The organism is Microbulbifer sp. CNSA002 (assembly GCF_047324085.1).
In the GTDB taxonomy this organism is placed as follows: Bacteria; Pseudomonadota; Gammaproteobacteria; order Pseudomonadales; family Cellvibrionaceae; genus Microbulbifer.
In genome coordinates this window covers 3155815-3172468 of sequence record NZ_CP172449.1, presented here as the reverse complement: position 1 = coordinate 3172468, position 16654 = coordinate 3155815, and the positions used below count along the sequence as shown (strand labels likewise).

The 16654-nt window shown below is 48.5% G+C and carries 14 protein-coding genes and 1 pseudogene; 3 read left to right on the top strand and 12 right to left on the bottom strand.

All coding sequences use genetic code 11. The features are described 5' to 3' along the window. The first annotated feature begins 238 nt into the window (after positions 1–238). Complete coding sequence (locus ACG1BZ_RS14105) at positions 239–1708, top strand: hypothetical protein (RefSeq protein WP_413662372.1); 1470 nt, start codon at positions 239–241, stop codon at positions 1706–1708. Between the two features lie 174 nt (positions 1709–1882). On the opposite strand, the gene ACG1BZ_RS14100 is transcribed toward ACG1BZ_RS14105, so the two are convergent. The 3 genes and pseudogenes from ACG1BZ_RS14100 to ACG1BZ_RS14090 all read right to left on the bottom strand — a co-directional run bounded on the left by ACG1BZ_RS14100 (position 1883) and on the right by ACG1BZ_RS14090 (position 4234). Continuing rightward, entirely contained in the window at positions 1883–2218 is a 336-nt protein-coding gene (locus ACG1BZ_RS14100) for a S26 family signal peptidase (RefSeq protein WP_413662371.1), read from the bottom strand. A 452-nt stretch (positions 2219–2670) separates the two neighbouring features. Continuing rightward, on the bottom strand, positions 2671–2904 hold the full coding sequence (locus ACG1BZ_RS14095) for a hypothetical protein (RefSeq protein WP_413662370.1): 234 nt from the start codon (positions 2902–2904) through the stop codon (positions 2671–2673). Between the two features lie 359 nt (positions 2905–3263). Further along, positions 3264–4234: pseudogene (locus tag ACG1BZ_RS14090) on the bottom strand (agmatine deiminase family protein). A 1513-nt stretch (positions 4235–5747) separates the two neighbouring features. Here ACG1BZ_RS14090 and ACG1BZ_RS14085 point away from each other — a divergent pair. Together ACG1BZ_RS14085 and ACG1BZ_RS14080 are read left to right on the top strand one after the other, a co-directional pair. Next, positions 5748–6263, top strand: a complete 516-nt coding sequence (locus ACG1BZ_RS14085) for a hypothetical protein (RefSeq protein ID WP_413662369.1) — start codon at positions 5748–5750, stop codon at positions 6261–6263. Positions 6264–6463: 200 nt separating this feature from the next. Continuing rightward, positions 6464–7057, top strand: coding sequence for a hypothetical protein (locus ACG1BZ_RS14080; RefSeq protein WP_413662368.1), 594 nt, complete (start codon positions 6464–6466; stop codon positions 7055–7057). Positions 7058–7279: 222 nt separating this feature from the next. Here ACG1BZ_RS14080 and ACG1BZ_RS14075 read toward each other — a convergent pair whose 3' ends face one another. From ACG1BZ_RS14075 to ACG1BZ_RS14035, 9 genes are all read right to left on the bottom strand, one after another. Next, entirely contained in the window at positions 7280–7615 is a 336-nt protein-coding gene (locus ACG1BZ_RS14075) for a TusE/DsrC/DsvC family sulfur relay protein (protein ID WP_413662367.1), read from the bottom strand. Positions 7616–7621: 6 nt separating this feature from the next. Then, complete coding sequence (gene tusB / locus ACG1BZ_RS14070) at positions 7622–7915, bottom strand: sulfurtransferase complex subunit TusB (RefSeq protein ID WP_413662366.1); 294 nt, start codon at positions 7913–7915, stop codon at positions 7622–7624. Position 7916: 1 nt separating this feature from the next. Beyond that, positions 7917–8279 carry a sulfurtransferase complex subunit TusC gene (gene tusC, locus ACG1BZ_RS14065; protein ID WP_413662365.1) on the bottom strand — a complete coding sequence of 121 codons (363 nt, stop codon included), beginning with the start codon at positions 8277–8279 and terminating at the stop codon, positions 7917–7919. Positions 8280–8281: 2 nt separating this feature from the next. Further along, positions 8282–8674: a sulfurtransferase complex subunit TusD gene (tusD, locus tag ACG1BZ_RS14060; RefSeq protein WP_413662364.1), complete on the bottom strand. Its 393-nt coding sequence runs from the start codon at positions 8672–8674 to the stop codon at positions 8282–8284. Between the two features lie 65 nt (positions 8675–8739). Further along, positions 8740–9420, bottom strand: coding sequence for a Bax inhibitor-1/YccA family protein (locus ACG1BZ_RS14055; protein WP_413662363.1), 681 nt, complete (start codon positions 9418–9420; stop codon positions 8740–8742). A 239-nt stretch (positions 9421–9659) separates the two neighbouring features. Beyond that, the gene (locus tag ACG1BZ_RS14050) at positions 9660–12089 is read right to left on the bottom strand and encodes an endonuclease/exonuclease/phosphatase family protein (RefSeq protein ID WP_413662362.1); all 2430 of its coding nucleotides are present in this window, start codon (positions 12087–12089) and stop codon (positions 9660–9662) included. A gap of 10 nt (positions 12090–12099) precedes the next feature. Beyond that, entirely contained in the window at positions 12100–13374 is a 1275-nt protein-coding gene (locus tag ACG1BZ_RS14045; protein ID WP_413662361.1) for a glycosyltransferase, read from the bottom strand. Beyond that, entirely contained in the window at positions 13371–15614 is a 2244-nt protein-coding gene (locus ACG1BZ_RS14040) for a hypothetical protein (RefSeq protein ID WP_413662360.1), read from the bottom strand. The genes ACG1BZ_RS14045 and ACG1BZ_RS14040 overlap by 4 nt, the downstream gene beginning before the upstream one ends. Beyond that, complete coding sequence (locus ACG1BZ_RS14035) at positions 15614–16321, bottom strand: TVP38/TMEM64 family protein (protein ID WP_413662359.1); 708 nt, start codon at positions 16319–16321, stop codon at positions 15614–15616. The genes ACG1BZ_RS14040 and ACG1BZ_RS14035 overlap by 1 nt, the downstream gene beginning before the upstream one ends. Positions 16322–16654: the final 333 nt, after the last annotated feature.

The window sequence follows — 16654 nt, the reverse complement described above, 5'->3', positions numbered from 1 at the left end:
TAGAAGACGCTAGCTCAGGGGGGATTCTAGGCTAGGCTATTTTTACTTGGAAACAGAAGGTGAAATGCAACGTTTGACAGCTGACAATATATCAGACTTACTTCCGCTCAGTAATCTAAAACGGCTGGATGACATTGATAAGAATATTGAGCAAATTATCTGTTACCTCATGGCAATTGAAATGTTTAGGATGCCCATTGATTGCTCATGAAAGTATTATAAAATCGGGCGATTAGGTATGAAGGTTTATAGTTTTTGTGAGGGAGTTTACGTCCATTGTCATCCAGAGAAGAAAGACACTCTGTACCTAGCAGCAGGAGTGGGCGGGAATTTTAAATTGAAGAATGGTGAGGTCACTTATGAAGAATATTTGAGTGATGATCAGCGTTTTAACTTTTACCAAATTGCCGGGAGTGTGTATAGAAGATACTTGGTGTCAGATCGGGCTTTGTTTTTAAATGGTTCTGGGGGAGAATTGAATTTACCACAAGAGTTTTTGGATGTTATTTTTCCAGCTTACCCCTTGGTTGGTGAGGTAAATAGATTCCCAGCAACCATCTTAAATTATCCGAAAAAATTTAAAAATAGTTTGGCTGTTTTTGATGTTGACTCAAGAAACTTTGTTTCTAAAGAAGTTCGCTCTATTTCTGATGTTTTAATAGATAATTTTCTATATGGTTATGATGTTAAGGCAGAGCATTTCTTCAAATATGACCTTAACTTAAATGAGGTCTGGATTTATAAGCAAGATTTTCCATCCGAGAGTGCCCTGCAGCCTATATTAATAGAGGGTATAATCGTTACATTTATTGGGCCGCAAGTAGAGTCTCGTCAGCAGGTTGAGGGGCGTAGCCACTATGCTTTTAGTGGCGGTGTGTTGGTGGGTTTAAACGATGAAGATGGCAGCGTGGTATGGGAGCGTGAGATGCCTAATGCTGTTGATATCTATCAGTTGGTTGGAGGCGTACTTTATGTGGTTTCGTTGAACGAGATTCTGTTGATTAATGCTATCAGTGGTGAGCTGATCAATCGAATTGACACCGAAACCTCAGTGCCGCTTAATCGGCGCTGGGGTCCGTCTATTTATATTGATGACTCCTATATATATTACAGTCATTTTGATGATAGAGTGATTCTAATTTACGATATAGATAGTTTAACTTTGCAGCGCCGTATTGATCTTCCTGAAGGCTATTATGTCGGAGGCCATGACTTTCATGATAGAGTCTCAGGTAAGCAGTATTTTTCTCTGGTTACTCATGCGCAGTATGTCGCTCAAGGCCCAGTATTGGAAGTTGACCCTCAACATTTAGATGAGGTGCTGGAGTTTGAATCGAAGCCTGACATGGATATCAAGTTAGACTACTCGCCAGATAATACCGCTGAGAAAGAACTTGTTATCAGAATTGCCTGCGAAAGTCTGGATGACGCTCTACGTTTTGGTGAAATCTATACTCGTGATGAAGCCCAGCGTTATAGTTTCAACTATATGGAGATGAGGTTTCAGGATAGGCCCTTTACTCCTGAGCCGAGTTTTAATGGCATTATCCGATTTCAATATTCAGGCTGTAGCCAATCGAAGGAGTTGGTTGAAGAGCATCTGAGCGTTATGGAAAAACGTTTTTCAAAATGGGCTGAAGATAGAGGTTTTTATTCGTGTACGGATAAAAATCAGCTGACTCAACTTAAAGCAGAGTATGTTGCTTAGCATAGATTAGGGGCATCCACAGATTAAGAAAGATATCAAAATAAGTGCAATGAAAGTGCTTATGCCAGAGGTGTTTGAGGAGTGTGAGTTTGTAGAATAGATCAAAACTGTGTGAGCCAAGGTCAAAGCAGGGGAGGTTGGCCCCGCCCCCCCTGAAAGAGTTAATCTTGTACGCTAACGCACCATCCGCAAGGTGTCGTCTGACAATAACTGATGCTGGTGATCAATGGTGAGTAGTACTAGTTTAACCTGCCCCGCAAGCTGCTCGGTGTGAATCCCACCAAAGTATCGGCTATCATGGCTGGCACCTTGATTATCGCCTAATACATACCATAAACCCTCGTGCTGTAGCTTGCCATCTGGCCATAGGGCTACACGTTTGACAAGCCTGAGACCTTTATTTCCCCTTTGAAATACCACCACATCATCGGGTTGGGGTGCTCTGTCCTGATATATCCAGGTATCCAATACAATGAACTGCCCCGGTTTCAGTGTTGGGTACATGGACATGCTCGGTACATAGTTTATATGTATACCCAGCCAACGATCTTTGTAAAGAAATCCCGCAATGAGACCGAGTAGGCAAGCGAATGTAAATATATTAGTGTGCAAAAACTGGCGAATAAGTCTATTTGAAGGGGAGGTGGGTATACTGAGACACAAGCCAGTAGAAGCTAAATAGACCAGTCCCGCCAGAGTAAGACATATTACAATCCCAATGGGTTCAAAGACCCAACGAGACCAGCATAGAGTAACGATTAGAGTTATGAGCGCAGCTTGGGTAAATAGTGCTGCTTGCCAACGCCCGATCAGCATTAGGCCTGCACCAGGAACAATCACATTAAGAAGTACTGCAAATAATTGTAGAGAGCGAACTCGTAAAAGCTCTTTTAACATGCTTGAATTTTTACTTGTTTAATGGAGAGGGAGTACTGCTTTCTGGTGAGCGCTTAGTTACACGACTAGTGTAACATTTTGATAGAGTTGAGGTCGATATAGGCCATGTAGGCAGCGAGAGCGCCTTGACCCAGCTTAAATTTGTCTTCAGTGTTAGCTTGGCGAGCGGCAGACTTATTTAAGCAGCGCATAAACCAGCTGATATCCGTTAAGCGTTCTCGCCATATTAAAGCGACATTTTTTAGTGCCGTAAGCTCGCAGGGATCAAGAGCATCACCGTTTAGATAGCGTTGGGCCAAATTAGAGGCTTTGAATATTTTTTGTCAATATAGAGTACCATATGGAAGTGATTGCTCATTACGGCATAGGTGGCAATATCCAGGGAAAAAACTTCAGCCAACTTATGTATACGGTTTTCAATCCACTCACGCCGATAATCATAATCCTTTCCAGATGCACTATCCCGGCCGCAAAGGAATGTTCGTCGTACACAGCGGGGTACGCAGTGGTAATAAGGTGTTGCGTCAAGAGATATCTGGGTGCTTTGTGGTGGAGTCATTGGCTGTTCGAGTATTAGTGTTTTGCAGATTTGTGCTTCTTTATCAATAATGTTAGCGATCTATACATTATGCTTGATGAGCGCCTGATAACTTGATGCTTAAATTATTATTTCTTGTTGTGTAGAACAGTGAACACTGCCACCACCAGAGGCAATTCCATCAATTGCTATTTGCTCAATATTATGATTTGGAAAGGCCTCTTGTAAAATAGCTCTGGCTTTTGCGTCTGCGTTTTTATCACCAAATTTTTGAGAAATTATTGCACCGTTACAAATATAGTAACCAATATAGCCTGCGGCAAAGTCTTTAGTGCCAAATCTCTCGTTAATAATTTCTGGCGTATCCAAAATGTGTAGGTTAAGTGGGTTTTCATCTGCGTCGACACTATTGCTTAATGTTTTGATGTTTTCACGAGTAACCCAATAGTCATAGGAGGATTGATAATTATCCCGGCTAACTATCACTTCACCTGGCTTAATAAAGCGTGCATAAAAATCGGTATGGCCATCTGTGATATCCTTACCCTTAATACCTTTGAGCCAAATAATCTTCCGTAATCCGAGTAGTACCTTGAGTTCCTCCTCAATATCAGACTTTGACCATCCTGGATTGCGATTCTCATTGAGAATACAGCTCTCAGTCATTATTGCGGTGCCATTGCCATCTACCTCAAAACATCCACCCTCTAGTACGATATTTGCTCTCTCATGGATTGCTCCAGATCTATTGGCGATATACTTGGCGACGTGCTTGTCTAGTGAGTGCTCCTGTTTGTTGCCCAACCATTGAAATTGAAGTTTAAAGCGACTTTTTCTCCATAGCTGGATCTTACGAAGATAGGGGCAGTGTCACGGAGCCACAAGTCATCGATTTCAAAAGTGTGTAGCTCAATTTCATAATTTGAACTATCTAAATCCAGTAGTGTTTTCGCTTCATGTAAATCCTTTCTACTCACCAGGATAGATACAGGCTCATAGTTGGCAATTGTATTTGCAATTAATGCCAGATTTCTTTTCACTTCAGGAATTTGCTTGTGTGACCAAATGTAATTATTTGCAACAAAAGCCATCCATGTTCTTTTGTGTTGGCCACTTTCATCAGGCATGTGAAGCGAGCTATAGGCTAAGCTCTGCGAGGCTATTGTTTTTTTTGTGAGTAAGGAGCTTCCGAACAAAAGGGAACTCATCTTAATAAATAGTCGTCGGTCAATCATGGTGGCTTGCTGCTATTTTGAATAGTTACTTTTCTGAGGTTGATGGGGTCCAAGTCTAATGTCATTTTGCATTTAAGGCTATAAGTTCATGTGAAGTTTGCAGTCTAATTGCTATATAAAAATTATATTAAAATATATTTTCTTTTTAAGTGGGGTTGTCGTGTGCTTGAAGAGGGTTTGTCCTATTTGAGTATGATCTATAGAGCCTTAATCTATCCTGTTGTTTAAAAGTATAATTAACTAATATTATATTAAATAATTTGTTTATATTAAGAGTGCCCGGTTGTTGCTGGGCGATACGACCTGTAGAGAGATTGTTGGAGGAAGCTTTACTGGCTAAGGCTCCAGCGACCCGTGCACTTGTCTTCAGCAAGCGATAGGCTCGTTTAAACAGTGCATAAACAGGCTGAAACCTGTTAAGCGTGAAGCGACATGATCTAGTGTCTTAAGCTCGTGGCGTTCAATACTATCGCCGTTTATATAGCTCTGGTTCAAATTAGAGGCTTTGAATATTTTTTGCCAGCGATCAATCACCTCGAAAAGAGACTACTTATCAGCAGATTTTTCGTCAATGTAGAGTACCACATGGTAGTGGTTACTCATTACTGCATAGGTGGCGAGATCCAGGGCAAAAACCTTAGCCAAACTATGCATACGATTTCCAATCCACTCGCGTCGATGCTCGTAATCTTTCCCGGATACATTATCCCGACCACAAACGAATGCTCGCCTTATACAGCGGGATATGCAGCGGTAAAAAGGTGTTGCGCCAAGAGATATCTGGGTGCTTCGCGGTAGAGTCATTAATTGTATGTATATTGGCGTGTATGCATATCCAGTATTTTGTGGGTTTGCGCTCTTTTGTTAATGGTGTTGGCGGTTTATACTTTACATTTGATCGGTGTCGATAAATGTTATTCTTGGGCCTGTAGGGCCTGTAGGGCCTGTAGGGCCTGTAGGGCCTGTAGGGCCTGTAGGGCCTGTAGGGGATGTGGAGGAAGTTACGCTTGACGTTATCGAAAATGCTCATACATATGAAGTGGGAACAATTGAGTGTTGGGCAGCAAATACGCTTGATACAATTTAGCTTTGGGGAAGTGGAGTAATTTCAACTACTGCTGGAACTCTAGTTGGCACCGGAGCTGTAACGGCTGGTGTTGGCAGGCCCGCTGCAGTATCAGGTGGAATTGTGCTTGGTGTGGGTACAACTTACGCAGTGGATAATACTCTTTATAATGTGTACAAGAAGTACTTGAAAGAGCCTTTGGTACAAATAATAAGTGCTGGAGTGGATTTTATACGGTCAGATGATGAGAGCATCAGATGATGTTCTGGAGTGATTTGCTCAAAAGGATGGTTGGTAAGAGATATGAATAAACTTTCAATGACAAAACTAAAAATCGGACTTTCAATAATATTTTTGTCGATAGTTATGGGACTTTTAGTGTCAAAGGGTAACCTGCATTATACTAATATTTTTACTAGTTTTTTTCCTTTATTTTTATTGTTTCTGCTTGCTTCCGCGCTGGTTCTGCAGAGGTTTCATATAAAATATTTATCTAAAAAAAATGAAGATTTAGTCGTTATCTTTGCGTTACTTATTGCTAGTGCTGTGTCATCGAGGCTCATGCTAGGGGGTGTGCATGCGATAACTTGCTCTCCGTCTGAAATAAGTGTGATGGTTGAGTCCAAGGGGAGGGATTGTGGCACTTTTAGCTGCCTCAATTATGTAAGGGTGCAAAGCGATGATTTTGTCAGCGGTGTTGCAAGGTTGGATGCAGAGCATCTTAGGGGTATTAAGACGGTTAAGGATGGAACATACGTGAAAATTAAGGGTTGTCTTTCCAGTGTAGGGATTAACCTAGATGGATTCTCTTCCAATTGATAACGGTAATTCCGGTCAATTCTGTACACCCATAGATTAGAGAGAGTTGCTAGCAGCGTTGCTGGCGCTAGTCCCAGTAGCTATTTCTTTCCGCTTTATAGTTAAGGTGAGATGAAATTCTGAATATCTATGCTTGGGCTTAGAAAAGTCTTTGGGGTGTAATGAGGTTGTAGGTGATTTAGAAGGGATTGTGCTTCAAAATGCAAAATAGTGATTTGCAAGAACCAATAGTTTTTGTTGTTGGTTATAGCTATTTAAGTTGGATTTATGCTCTTTTGCTATCTTGCCTGCTGGGTGCTCTTTGTTACAGAGTATACCTAGTTGGAAATTGCAAGATGGTTTTTAAATATAAGTCGTTGATGATCTTTTTTGGGGCGTGGCTACTGTCGATTTGTATGTTTGTATATGGAGGTATATCTCAACGATCTTCGGTTCAAAAAAGCCATGAAGCTTTAGCCGAAGAGCGAGGTATTGGTTTTGTTGAGGGTGATGTGGTATATGAAGAAAAACCATGGTTTAGAGGGGATGATGATGGTCCCCAAATGTCCTTTGCTAAAATAGATGGCGTGTTGTTTGTCATATATAATAGGTCTTCATCTGAATGCATTAACAGAAAGCTTGCAAAGAAGGTGGGGGGTGACGGGAATATCGGTCTAGTTTATCGGGCCTGGTATATTGAAGAGGCGAAAATATCTCAGCTGGAAGAGGTTCAAGATTTCTCTCCTTGCCTAATAAGGTTAGAAATTATTTCCGCTGACAAATTTAACCATTCTGGGCCCAGTGAGCCGAGTTAAATCGGCAAAAGATTGGAGGTGGAAGCCCTCAACCCGGTAAGGTTTAGCAAACCGCTGGGACCCTGAGTCATGGGCGTTGTTTGCAGCACATATGGATTTGAGTCTAAGAGGCAAAGAACTCGCAAATAAGCACTGACCTTATATGGTGATTAGATTAAATCCATTTAGGTGGTCTGCCGGCCAGGTTGTTTCTAGCTTACCTGGCCAAGTGTTGCGAGGGGATTACAAGCAGTTGGTCGGCTTAGGTAAGCCGGCAATTTTACTGGCCACTTTTGCTGGACTTGGAGGAAAAAGTTGCATCAAATAGATACTGCGACCCTTTTCTGCGCCGAGATGCTGGCCAATATATTTTACCAGCGGGCGCATAGCGGGGGAGAGTTCAAACTTGCGATAAAATTCTTGCAGCAGCTCAATAACTTGCCAGTGTTCTTCGGTTAACTCGATGTCCTCAGCCTTGGCTAACTGAAGGGCGGCGTCCCGGCTCCAGTCGCTGAGGTTGCGCAGGTAACCCTCCTTGTCCAAGGGGATTTCCTGGCCATTGACTACTAGGTTGCTCATTTTTTGTTACCGAAACCAGCTGACTATGGGTTGATGCTCGGTACAGAGCTGTACCCAGCGTGCATCATCGATCATTTCCACTCTATCCATGTTTACTGCAAGTTGCTGCTGGCCTCGGGCAGTAGTGTCTGCTTCAAGGCAGAAAATTTGGGTACTTGGCACCGTTTCCAGAGCCTCGTGCCTCAGCGCATAGACACCATCTTCAATAAGCAGGAGCGAGTCATCCTGAGTAAAAGCACCCAGGCATTCCTTAAGGGCACCGCTGGTATAGGGGGATTTACTGACAATATGCAAAGTCATATCAGAAACTCAATACGGTGGGGTAGGCGGCGATCAGTGAGCCGGTATCTTTTACGGCTTTAGTCTCTGCGCCGGCAACCTGGATCTGCTCCAGGGTGATATTGCGTTCAGCAAGGCTTTTCTCACAAACGAAAAACTGCTCAATGCCAAACATCGGCAGAGCCTGCAAATTGCGTCGCAGGCTCTTCTGGCCGATATCCGCAGGTGATTGGTGGTCCAGCAACTGGAATACCCCATCGCCGAGAAATAGTAGGTCCATGTCCTGTTCCATCGCCGCCGCTGCCAGTACGGCTTCGATACCTTCCCGAGCCAGGGCATTGCCGTAGGGGGCGGTGCGGCATAGGGCCAATGATTTAGTACTCATGCTCAACCTCCAAAGGTAATCAGGCGATCGGAGTTGGCGACAGCGTCGGTTAGTTGGCCGAGGCCTGCCAGCTCAAAACCCCCTGCCAAGTTGGCGGCGGGTCTTTCCAGGCGCTCGGCTTCTCGCTGATTCAGCACGCCGCGACGTTGGGCAGCGGCAATACAAACTACCAGGTCCAATTGGTGCTGGTGGCCCAGTGCCTGCCACTCTGAAGTCAGATCAGTTTCGTCCTGGGGAGGTGCGGCAATGGCATTGCTGTTTTGCACGCCGTCGCAGTAGAAAAACACTCGATAAATTTCGTGGCCTTGCTTTAGGAGGGCTTTGGCAAACCGGAGTGCACTGGATGAAGACTGGGTGCTGTGGGGGGCTGAGTAGATGGCTAGGGAAAACTTCATAGGGGGCCAAATAGTAAAATGCCCCGCGGTGCGGGGCATTGTGACTTGCTCAACAAGGCTGTTGCTTAGTCGTCTGAAGCAAATCCAAAGATATGCAGCAGGCTGGTGAACAGGTTGAGGATATTCAGGTACAGGGAGGCAGTCGCCATCAGGTAGTTGGTCTCGCCACCATTGATGATTTGGCTGGTGTTGTAGAGAATGAAACCAGACATCAGTAGGGCGATTACGCCGCTCAGGGCAACACTAAACAGCGGCATGTGGATGCCGAAGAAGCCAGCGATGACTACACCCAGGATACATACCAGTACCGCGATCAGGCCAACAGCCAGGAAACCGCCCATAAAGCTGAAGTCTTTGCGGGTAGTCAACACATAGGCAGACAGTGCAAAGAAGATCACTGCAGTGGTGCCCAGGGCTTGCATAATGATCTGACCGCCGCCAGGAATGCTTAAGTAGTGGTTAAGCATTGGGCCAAGTGAGGCGCCTAGCAGGCCAGTAAATGCGAATACAACACCAACGCCTGCGGCGGAATTTGCTGTGCGCGGTAATACGAACCAGATGAGGGCCAGGGCTCCCAGGGAGCAGACCAGGCTCATGCCACGACCCATGCCAATAGACATGGAAATACCGGCGGTAATGGCACTGAAGAGAACGGTCATTGCCAGTAGGGCATAGGTATTGCGCAACACCTTCGCCGATTCCGAGCGATCCAGTGCGCGGGTTTGAGTATAAGCTTGCGGTTGCATTTAGCGACTCCTGCTATTAAGTGATAGAAGAATCATATAGCTCGCAGTGGGGACCTTCAAGTCGGGAAAACCCTTTTAGCGTCCGTCTGCCAGTCTCTATGAATTCACAAAAACCCTATATTTTTAAAGGATTTATTCAAATATTCTCCGCTTATTGTGGGGGCTGTGGGGCATTTTTCAAGTGTTATCGCTCGGGTTGGAGGGTGCGAAGAGTGTGGGGCTCGATAAACCGAGATCGATTACTTTCCACCCTTGATGGGTAGGTCGATATCCACGATCAATGGCAGGTGATCTGAGGCTTGGCGGGTCAGCGATGTCCTGGGCACCCGTACCCGTTTCACATTGAGTCCCGCACTTAAGAACATGTGATCAATACGGACCTTTAGGAAGGTCCCTTTGGGGTTGTGGCGGGGCGCCTGTTCCTGGGCATCCCTGAGATAGCCTCCGAGTCGCTTGCACTCGGCAGAGTTGGGTAGCGCGTTGAAGTCCCCCAGCAGCACTCGCTCTCCGGTGCAGCGGGGATTGCTGAGCCATTCGGGGCCGAGAAGGGCATCGACCTGGCGCAGCCGCTCTGCACGGGATAACCCCAGGTGGGTGTTGATAATCTGGATAGGTTTGCCATTGGCTTCGATTTCCACCCAAACAGCTCCGCGCGGTTCATCTGCGGCGGGGTTAAAAAGTCCCCCTTTGCCGGAGGGAGGGCCGGGCAAAATCCCTTTCTTGATGAGCCGGGCGGGGAGATGGGTGAGGATCGCATCACCGTAGCGCTCCTCTTTCATATTTATGGTGGGCTGGAAGTGCAGGTCCATTGCCAGTAGACGAGCAAGTCTTTCGGCCTGGTCGAGGCCTCCGGTGCGTTTGCGCATGACATCCAGTTCTTGTAATGCCACCACATCCGGGCGATAGCGGGCAATTACCCGGGCAATTCGCTGTGGGGAGAGCTTGCCATCCAGCCCTCGGCAACTGTGCACGTTGTAGGTCATGATGCGCAAAACAGTTTTTGGCATCCTGTGGTTATCTACCTTCATGGGGCGGGCGCCACGGAGGTAGGCGCGGGCTGTGGAGCGCAGATCCTGCGGGCGCCAGTAGCCCCGACTGGGGTCTGGGGGCTGGATATCCTCTGGCATCAGGGCGAAGGCATGGGTTTCATTGGGGCCAGAGCCACCGTGACTGCCATTCTCCATGGCGAAAGTCATGGGTTGCCGCATACCGGCACACCAGCCGTACATCATAAAGTCGCCAGAGTCCGGGTGCCGGCACAGGCTGGCCATATCCTCTGCGGCTTCAACCGGGTAGGGGTGTTCGTCCCCCATCAATTTGCGGCCGTCTTCAGGAAGCTTGATGGGGCCATCTTTCCACCACCCATGCACTGGTGAGGAAGCGGGGGAGGATGGGTCTTCCAGATAGAGTACTAGGGGCACTTTGGCTTGCTCCACCATCCTTTTGGCGGCATCTGCCCGGCTGGTACCGTTCAGATCAATGTTGTACAGCATCGCGATTGGGCCCAGGGCCGCTATGGCAGTAGGCGTTCTATCGCCCTCTTGCGTGGATTCCTCTTCGATGCTGCTTTTGTCCATCCACTCACTGCCGAACAGTCGAGCTCGCTCGAAACGGACTTTTTTGGGGATAGTGGTAGATTTGATCTGCGGGGCTGAAGGTAAATTAGATAGAGCTTCCGAGAGAGCATCGCCAAGACTGCGTCCATTGACCTCTTCATAGGCCACTGTTTGTTCCTGGCCGTGGTCTGAAAAAATCCATACGTCGTAGTGCCGTCGCTCAGAGCCGTGAGCAGCCTTCCAGATTTTGGCTATCGCACTGTCTATCCCCTTCAATACCCAGTGGGCAAAGGCCGATTGCGGCCCGCGCCGGTGGGACTGCTCATCGTAACCGAGCAGGTTGATATAAATAACCGGCAGGCCGCGGGTGATATCAACTTTCACCCCCATGGTGCACAGCTCTCTAGTGAGAATGGTGATGGCGACCCTTGTGGGGATAAACATCAATTCCTTGAGTAGGTTTTGGCCACCGATTATCCCGCGTACGCAGTCGACTAGAGATAAAACCAGCTCGATCAAAATTAATGCGGTAGTGCGAACAAGGCTCCAAATATTGGTGACAATCAGAATGGCGATTGCCATGGGGCTGGCTTCGCGCAGTGCCGGGCCCCATCCCTGGTCGGCGGGGCAGAAGTGCGCTTCACCGGTTTTTGTTCCGGCTTTAAATAGGCTGAGATAACAGCTGCCCCCACGCAACAGTGGATCGCGGTGTTGAGTCTTAATTCTTTTTTCGACCAGGGCGGCAACCTCGGGATCGTACATCCGTCCGAGTTTTTGCGTTTCGTGGACGAGGAAGCCAAATGCAGGTACGGCCTGGCGCACTCCATAAAAAAGTTCGGCCTGTACTGCAGGAGTTGTCGATGGGACTCCCGGATACATGTGCTCCAGGCGATAGTGCTCTTTTCTGATTAGCCGCTTCAGAAATGGCATTCGCCCTCGGGCCAGTGCTTTGAGAAGTTCGGGGTAGGCCAGTCCGTCAATCTGGATCAAAATTAGCCCCGGAGCATGGGGGCTATTTGGGTTGGTGGATAGTCCGAGCAAGCGAGTAATCCACTCGCTGCGACTGAGTCGGCGGCGCCAGCGTCTGATTGATAGTCCGATACGGCTTAACATAGTTTCTGGACTAACGCTTGGGTGGTTGATTCAAGGCTGCGCCCGCGGCTTCTGTGAAGCCCTCGAAAATCTCCCACTGTATGGTGATTAATTTTCCAGTGCGTATACATCGCGCATAAATAGAGTTATCAAGCGGCCAGTTGTAGTGCACGAGGGGTTGATAGAGATCCAGTGCTCGCTGGGCACAGCTATTCATGGAAAAGTCCTGGGCCGTAATTCTGGCTTCCTTGATCATCTGCTGGCGGCGGTCATCAGGCAGGTTGTGGAACCAACGTATCGCCGCCACAAAATCATTCAGCGATTCTTTGGTTACCAGGCAGCCGTTAATACCTTGCTTCAATATATCTCTCGACCCATTGGCTTCCAGGGCGATCACGGGAACTCCAGAGGCCATTGCCTCAGACAGCACTAGACCTTGGGTTTCAGTAGTGGAAGTAAATAGAAAGGTGTCCATCGCGCTGTAGACATCCCGGCGGGCATCACCAATGACTTTCCCTGGCATATGTACACGTTGCATTAATTTTTTGTCGGTAAAAAACTGCTGGAGCTGATCTTCCAGTGGGCCGCTGCCAGCGAGAAGAAAGTGTGCGGATGGATATTCCTGTAAAAATTTGGCGACGGCCTGACAAAGAAAAACCAGGTTTTTTTCCTTCCCAAAGCGGCCCAGGTGTCCCAACAAAAATGCTGATGCGGGTATTTTCAGTTTTTTCCTGAGCTTACTTCCCTCTCCATGGGCGTATTGCTCTGGGTGCACTCCCGTAGGAACTTCCGCTATTGGAGTTTGTACCCCTCGCTCCCGGAGAAGTCTCACAACACTCAGGCTTGGGGCCAGGACCAGATTTGCTTTATTGGCGAAGCGGGTGGCAACTTCCATTACAAAGCGTTTGAGCGCTTGTGAGTCTCCCATCAAGTTGTGGGTGTAGTGCTCGTACAATGTGTGATGGGTAAAAACGAGCGGTAGCTCGCGCTCGCGAGAAATGCGCAGGGCTGTCAGCCCCAGGAGAAAAGGGTGGTGGGCATGGAGGATATCCGGACGGAATTTATCTAGCGCATCATTCAAAACCCCTGAAAATGGCAGCGCCATGGAAAAGTCGGTGCCATTAAAATTCTGGATTGAGTGAATTCTCAGAACATGTTCTTCATCGTCAGACTTTTGCGGGAACTCAGGTGCGATCACCAGTACTTTGTGCCCACGTTTGCGATACTCCTCACTAAACGCGGCGACGGAGTGCGCAACGCCGCCCACGTGAGGTAAGTAGGTGTTGGTGAGCATCACAATATTCACTTGGGACTCAACTCCACACTCTGCGATTCGTCGGTGATCAGCACTGGCCGGAAGCCGATGGCCTTAATGGCGATAGGTGGGGGCTTCCCATGCCAATCGGCAGCCCAAGAGACCGTTGGTGTGGAGCTTGGTTGAATTTCCAGGGTAACCGAGCCAAACCGGGTTGGAGCGGGCCCAAAGCGGATGGGCTGATCTGAGTCAGTACCTTTGAGCCATTCGGGGGGGAGCCCAGAGATGAGAACCAGTGCGTCCTGCTCTTCGCGAACAAAGCAATTGCGTTGCATCGCCACCCACTCAGCCGCTGCCCAGGCGTGCTGTCCATCCCCCATGCATCCGCCGAGAGAATGGGGGTGGATGGCTTCCGGCCATTGCCCTGTTGGCGATGCCAGTTCTGCCACACTGCGCATAAGGTCAATACAACGGGCATCTCCAGCGCGAAGCAATACCTGGGCAATGTGGAGGGTGAGGTAGGCATTAATACCGGAGTGGATCATGTCCTGGAAAAATCCGCCGCTCACAAAGCACTTTTCCATCAGGTATTCCGCCAGGTCTACCAGCCTCGGGTCCTCTGGTGGGTAGAGTTGCAAGGGATAGCCTGCGGCGATTGACCCTACGGCACCGGCATCCAGGCGCCGGTTTGGTGAGGCTGGCATCGCAGGGCGGCCCAGGCGGTCCTGTGCATCCTGCAAGCTTTGATCAATAGTGCTCTGGAAGTCGCTGGCCGCGGTATTGAAGCGATGGGCGTTGTCATCCATACCTTCGCGCGTGCAAATACTGGCGGCACTCTGCAGACCGGCGACGCCCCAGAAGTCGTCCCAGTAGTAGCAGTCGTTGGGCCCCAGGTGTTCTGCACTGAATCCCGCAGGGAGCAGGCCCCCACAGGGGCTGCCATCATTCGGCAGGCGCTTGTTGATAATCCATTTGGCACCCCTGACGACAGGCTCGCACCACGGCTGCTTTAAGGGTTTGCCGGTTAATTCACAATAGAGATTGAAGATCCAAAGGGCTTCACCATTGGAGTCCCATTCGCCGTCCTGGGAGTGAAAAAAACCATCCCGCTTTTGCCGGTGGGGAAATTGCTCCAGAGCTCTTTCTGCGCGGTTTGTCAGTCCGGCATAAAGCAGCGATTGAATCATAAATGCCGCGTCCCGAAACCAAAACCGTTTATACGTGTAAGGGCCTGGGTAGACATCTTTGGGAGAGTGGAGAATAAGGGTGCGTATTGCTGAGTCGTAGAGAAACTGAAACTTTTCGTCGGGAACGGTCAGGGCGCAGTGACCTTCCAGGACGTGTTCCCAGCAAAGGGGAGAGCGCTGCTTACTCTCCTCTGTGACCAGGGGAATAGCAACCTCAATCTTGCGGGATTTTCGGTCTTCGATACGAAACATTGCAGCAGCGGAGGCCATGCCAATATCGCAGAGCCCCTCGCGATTGCTCTCTTTGTCTCGGAGATGGAGGTAGATATCGCCGCGCTTGTAATTGGATGCCAGGTGTTTGTCTACCGGCTGGCTGAACTCTACGGCGGCCTTGTCTTCAATAAGCCAATTGCGCCCGCTATCGCCCAGGCGAACCTTGTGAACAAAGCTGACGCCTTCAGGGTTGCAGGGTCGCAAGACCACCATTAGCCAGCCGCCTCCCGGGCATTGGGCATTGAGTTCAAGCACACAGCGAGGGTGGCCTTGGAGCAGGCTTGCTGAGGCCCTATTGTGCAACTTAAGGCCCCGACGATGGGATTCGGTAACTATTGCAATATCATCTCCCAGCTCCTGGTGCTGATTGCAGAAGCCGAGGGTGGAAGGCATTAGCTCTTCACCGCTATCACTGATGACCCAGACATCGATAGACCAGCCATCGTAGTGGGGCGTAAGCAGGCCTCGGGGGTCGACAATCGGCAGTTCTTCGCAGTCGGGTATACCTACAGCAGTCCAGTTGCGGTGGCTCAAATTACAGTGGCTAATGGAAAAAGCCCGGGGGATAAACGACTTGTCATAGGGATCGAACTGGCGCTGAATCCAGTAGGGCCACACCCAGTCCAGGTTGTGTTGTATGACTTTACTGTTGATCAGTGCTCGAGCGTGAAATACCGCTCCTGCGCGTAGCAGCTCGATGGGTTCACTCACCTCTGAAGGCTCGGCAAAGCGCTGTAGATGCGCCATCAATGTGAGTGGATCAAGGAAACCGTGAGCGGTGGCAAAGCGGCGTACGAAGAAGCGCCAAGGTAGCCATTTCATCCAAGGCATCAGAGGTCCTCTTCTTTAATAATTCTTTTCAATGCACGGCGAGCCATTCGGGTGAGCCCGATGAGTGCGATGACGGCCAGGGCGAATCCGGCAATATAGAATCCCCACTGAATTGGAGTGCGTTCCTCAACCTTGCCCAGGGAGGTGAGATCTGCTGCGATGGAGCCGATGTAAACGTTGTGCAATGTAAGGGGGATAATTCCAAGGAAATTTCCGATCACAAAGTCACGCAGTCGAACTGGAGTCAGTCCAAAGAAGTAGTTCGACAACTTGAAGGGAAATAGGGGAACCAGTCGGGTCAACATAATCATTTGCCAGCCCTCGCGACGAATTACTTCACCGACAGTCGCGGGCTTGATATGAGACATAACCCACCGAGAGGGCTTCTCGCCGAGAAGGTAGCGGGCAATAAGAAATGCGAGGGTTGCCCCGAGTACGGTGCCGGCAATAACCAGTAGAGTTCCTTTTATAACGCCAAATACGAACCCCGCCCCCATGGTAAAAATGACGCCAGGGAGTAAAAAGACGATTGCTGCGGCCACAATTAAGATAAATAGCAAACTTGTCTGCCAGCCCTGCTCATTGAGCCACTGCATCAGCTCAATAATCTGATCATCCAGGTCAAAATAAACCAATAAGCTCAACACCCCAGCCACGGCGATAGTGCAAACCGCGAGAATCAATAGAGGAATAAACTTCACCGCCATAGGGTTTTCCACGGAACCAAAGAAATACGGTTTTGATTGCCGCCATTAACTAGCCTAGCTAAAGGATCGCGACAGGTGATGCTTCTTAATGGCGTCTACACAGTTTCTGTTCGGAAAACTGATGGGAGGGGGCTGTCCGCTCTAAAAGGTGCTGGTGTTTTCAAAAATGAATTTCTAGTCGCGAGTCGTTGGAATATAAATTTATTGAGTTATTAAAAATGTGAATATTGTCCAAGGGGACAAATAGGAATCCGCCAGTCTGGGGTCAGCAGTCCGGGCAGTGGCTGTCAACAGATATACTTACTCGATCCTAAATTTATTTGCGCAGTGAGC

Bases quoted from the DNA above. Each gene is read 5' to 3' on its own strand.
- tusC (WP_413662365.1), bottom strand. From the start codon at position 8,279: ATGAGTACTAAATCATTGGCCCTATGCCGCACCGCCCCCTACGGCAAT.
- ACG1BZ_RS14040 (WP_413662360.1), bottom strand. From the start codon at position 15,614: ATGCCTTGGATGAAATGGCTACCTTGGCGCTTCTTCGTACGCCGCTTT.
- ACG1BZ_RS14080 (WP_413662368.1), top strand. From the start codon at position 6,464: ATGCAAAATAGTGATTTGCAAGAACCAATAGTTTTTGTTGTTGGTTAT.
- ACG1BZ_RS14085 (WP_413662369.1), top strand. From the start codon at position 5,748: ATGAATAAACTTTCAATGACAAAACTAAAAATCGGACTTTCAATAATA.
- ACG1BZ_RS14050 (WP_413662362.1), bottom strand. From the start codon at position 12,089: ATGTTAAGCCGTATCGGACTATCAATCAGACGCTGGCGCCGCCGACTC.
- tusD (WP_413662364.1), bottom strand. From the start codon at position 8,674: ATGAAGTTTTCCCTAGCCATCTACTCAGCCCCCCACAGCACCCAGTCT.
- ACG1BZ_RS14035 (WP_413662359.1), bottom strand. From the start codon at position 16,321: ATGGCGGTGAAGTTTATTCCTCTATTGATTCTCGCGGTTTGCACTATC.
- ACG1BZ_RS14075 (WP_413662367.1), bottom strand. From the start codon at position 7,615: ATGAGCAACCTAGTAGTCAATGGCCAGGAAATCCCCTTGGACAAGGAG.
- ACG1BZ_RS14105 (WP_413662372.1), top strand. From the start codon at position 239: ATGAAGGTTTATAGTTTTTGTGAGGGAGTTTACGTCCATTGTCATCCA.
- ACG1BZ_RS14055 (WP_413662363.1), bottom strand. From the start codon at position 9,420: ATGCAACCGCAAGCTTATACTCAAACCCGCGCACTGGATCGCTCGGAA.
- tusB (WP_413662366.1), bottom strand. From the start codon at position 7,915: ATGACTTTGCATATTGTCAGTAAATCCCCCTATACCAGCGGTGCCCTT.
- ACG1BZ_RS14100 (WP_413662371.1), bottom strand. From the start codon at position 2,218: ATGTCCATGTACCCAACACTGAAACCGGGGCAGTTCATTGTATTGGAT.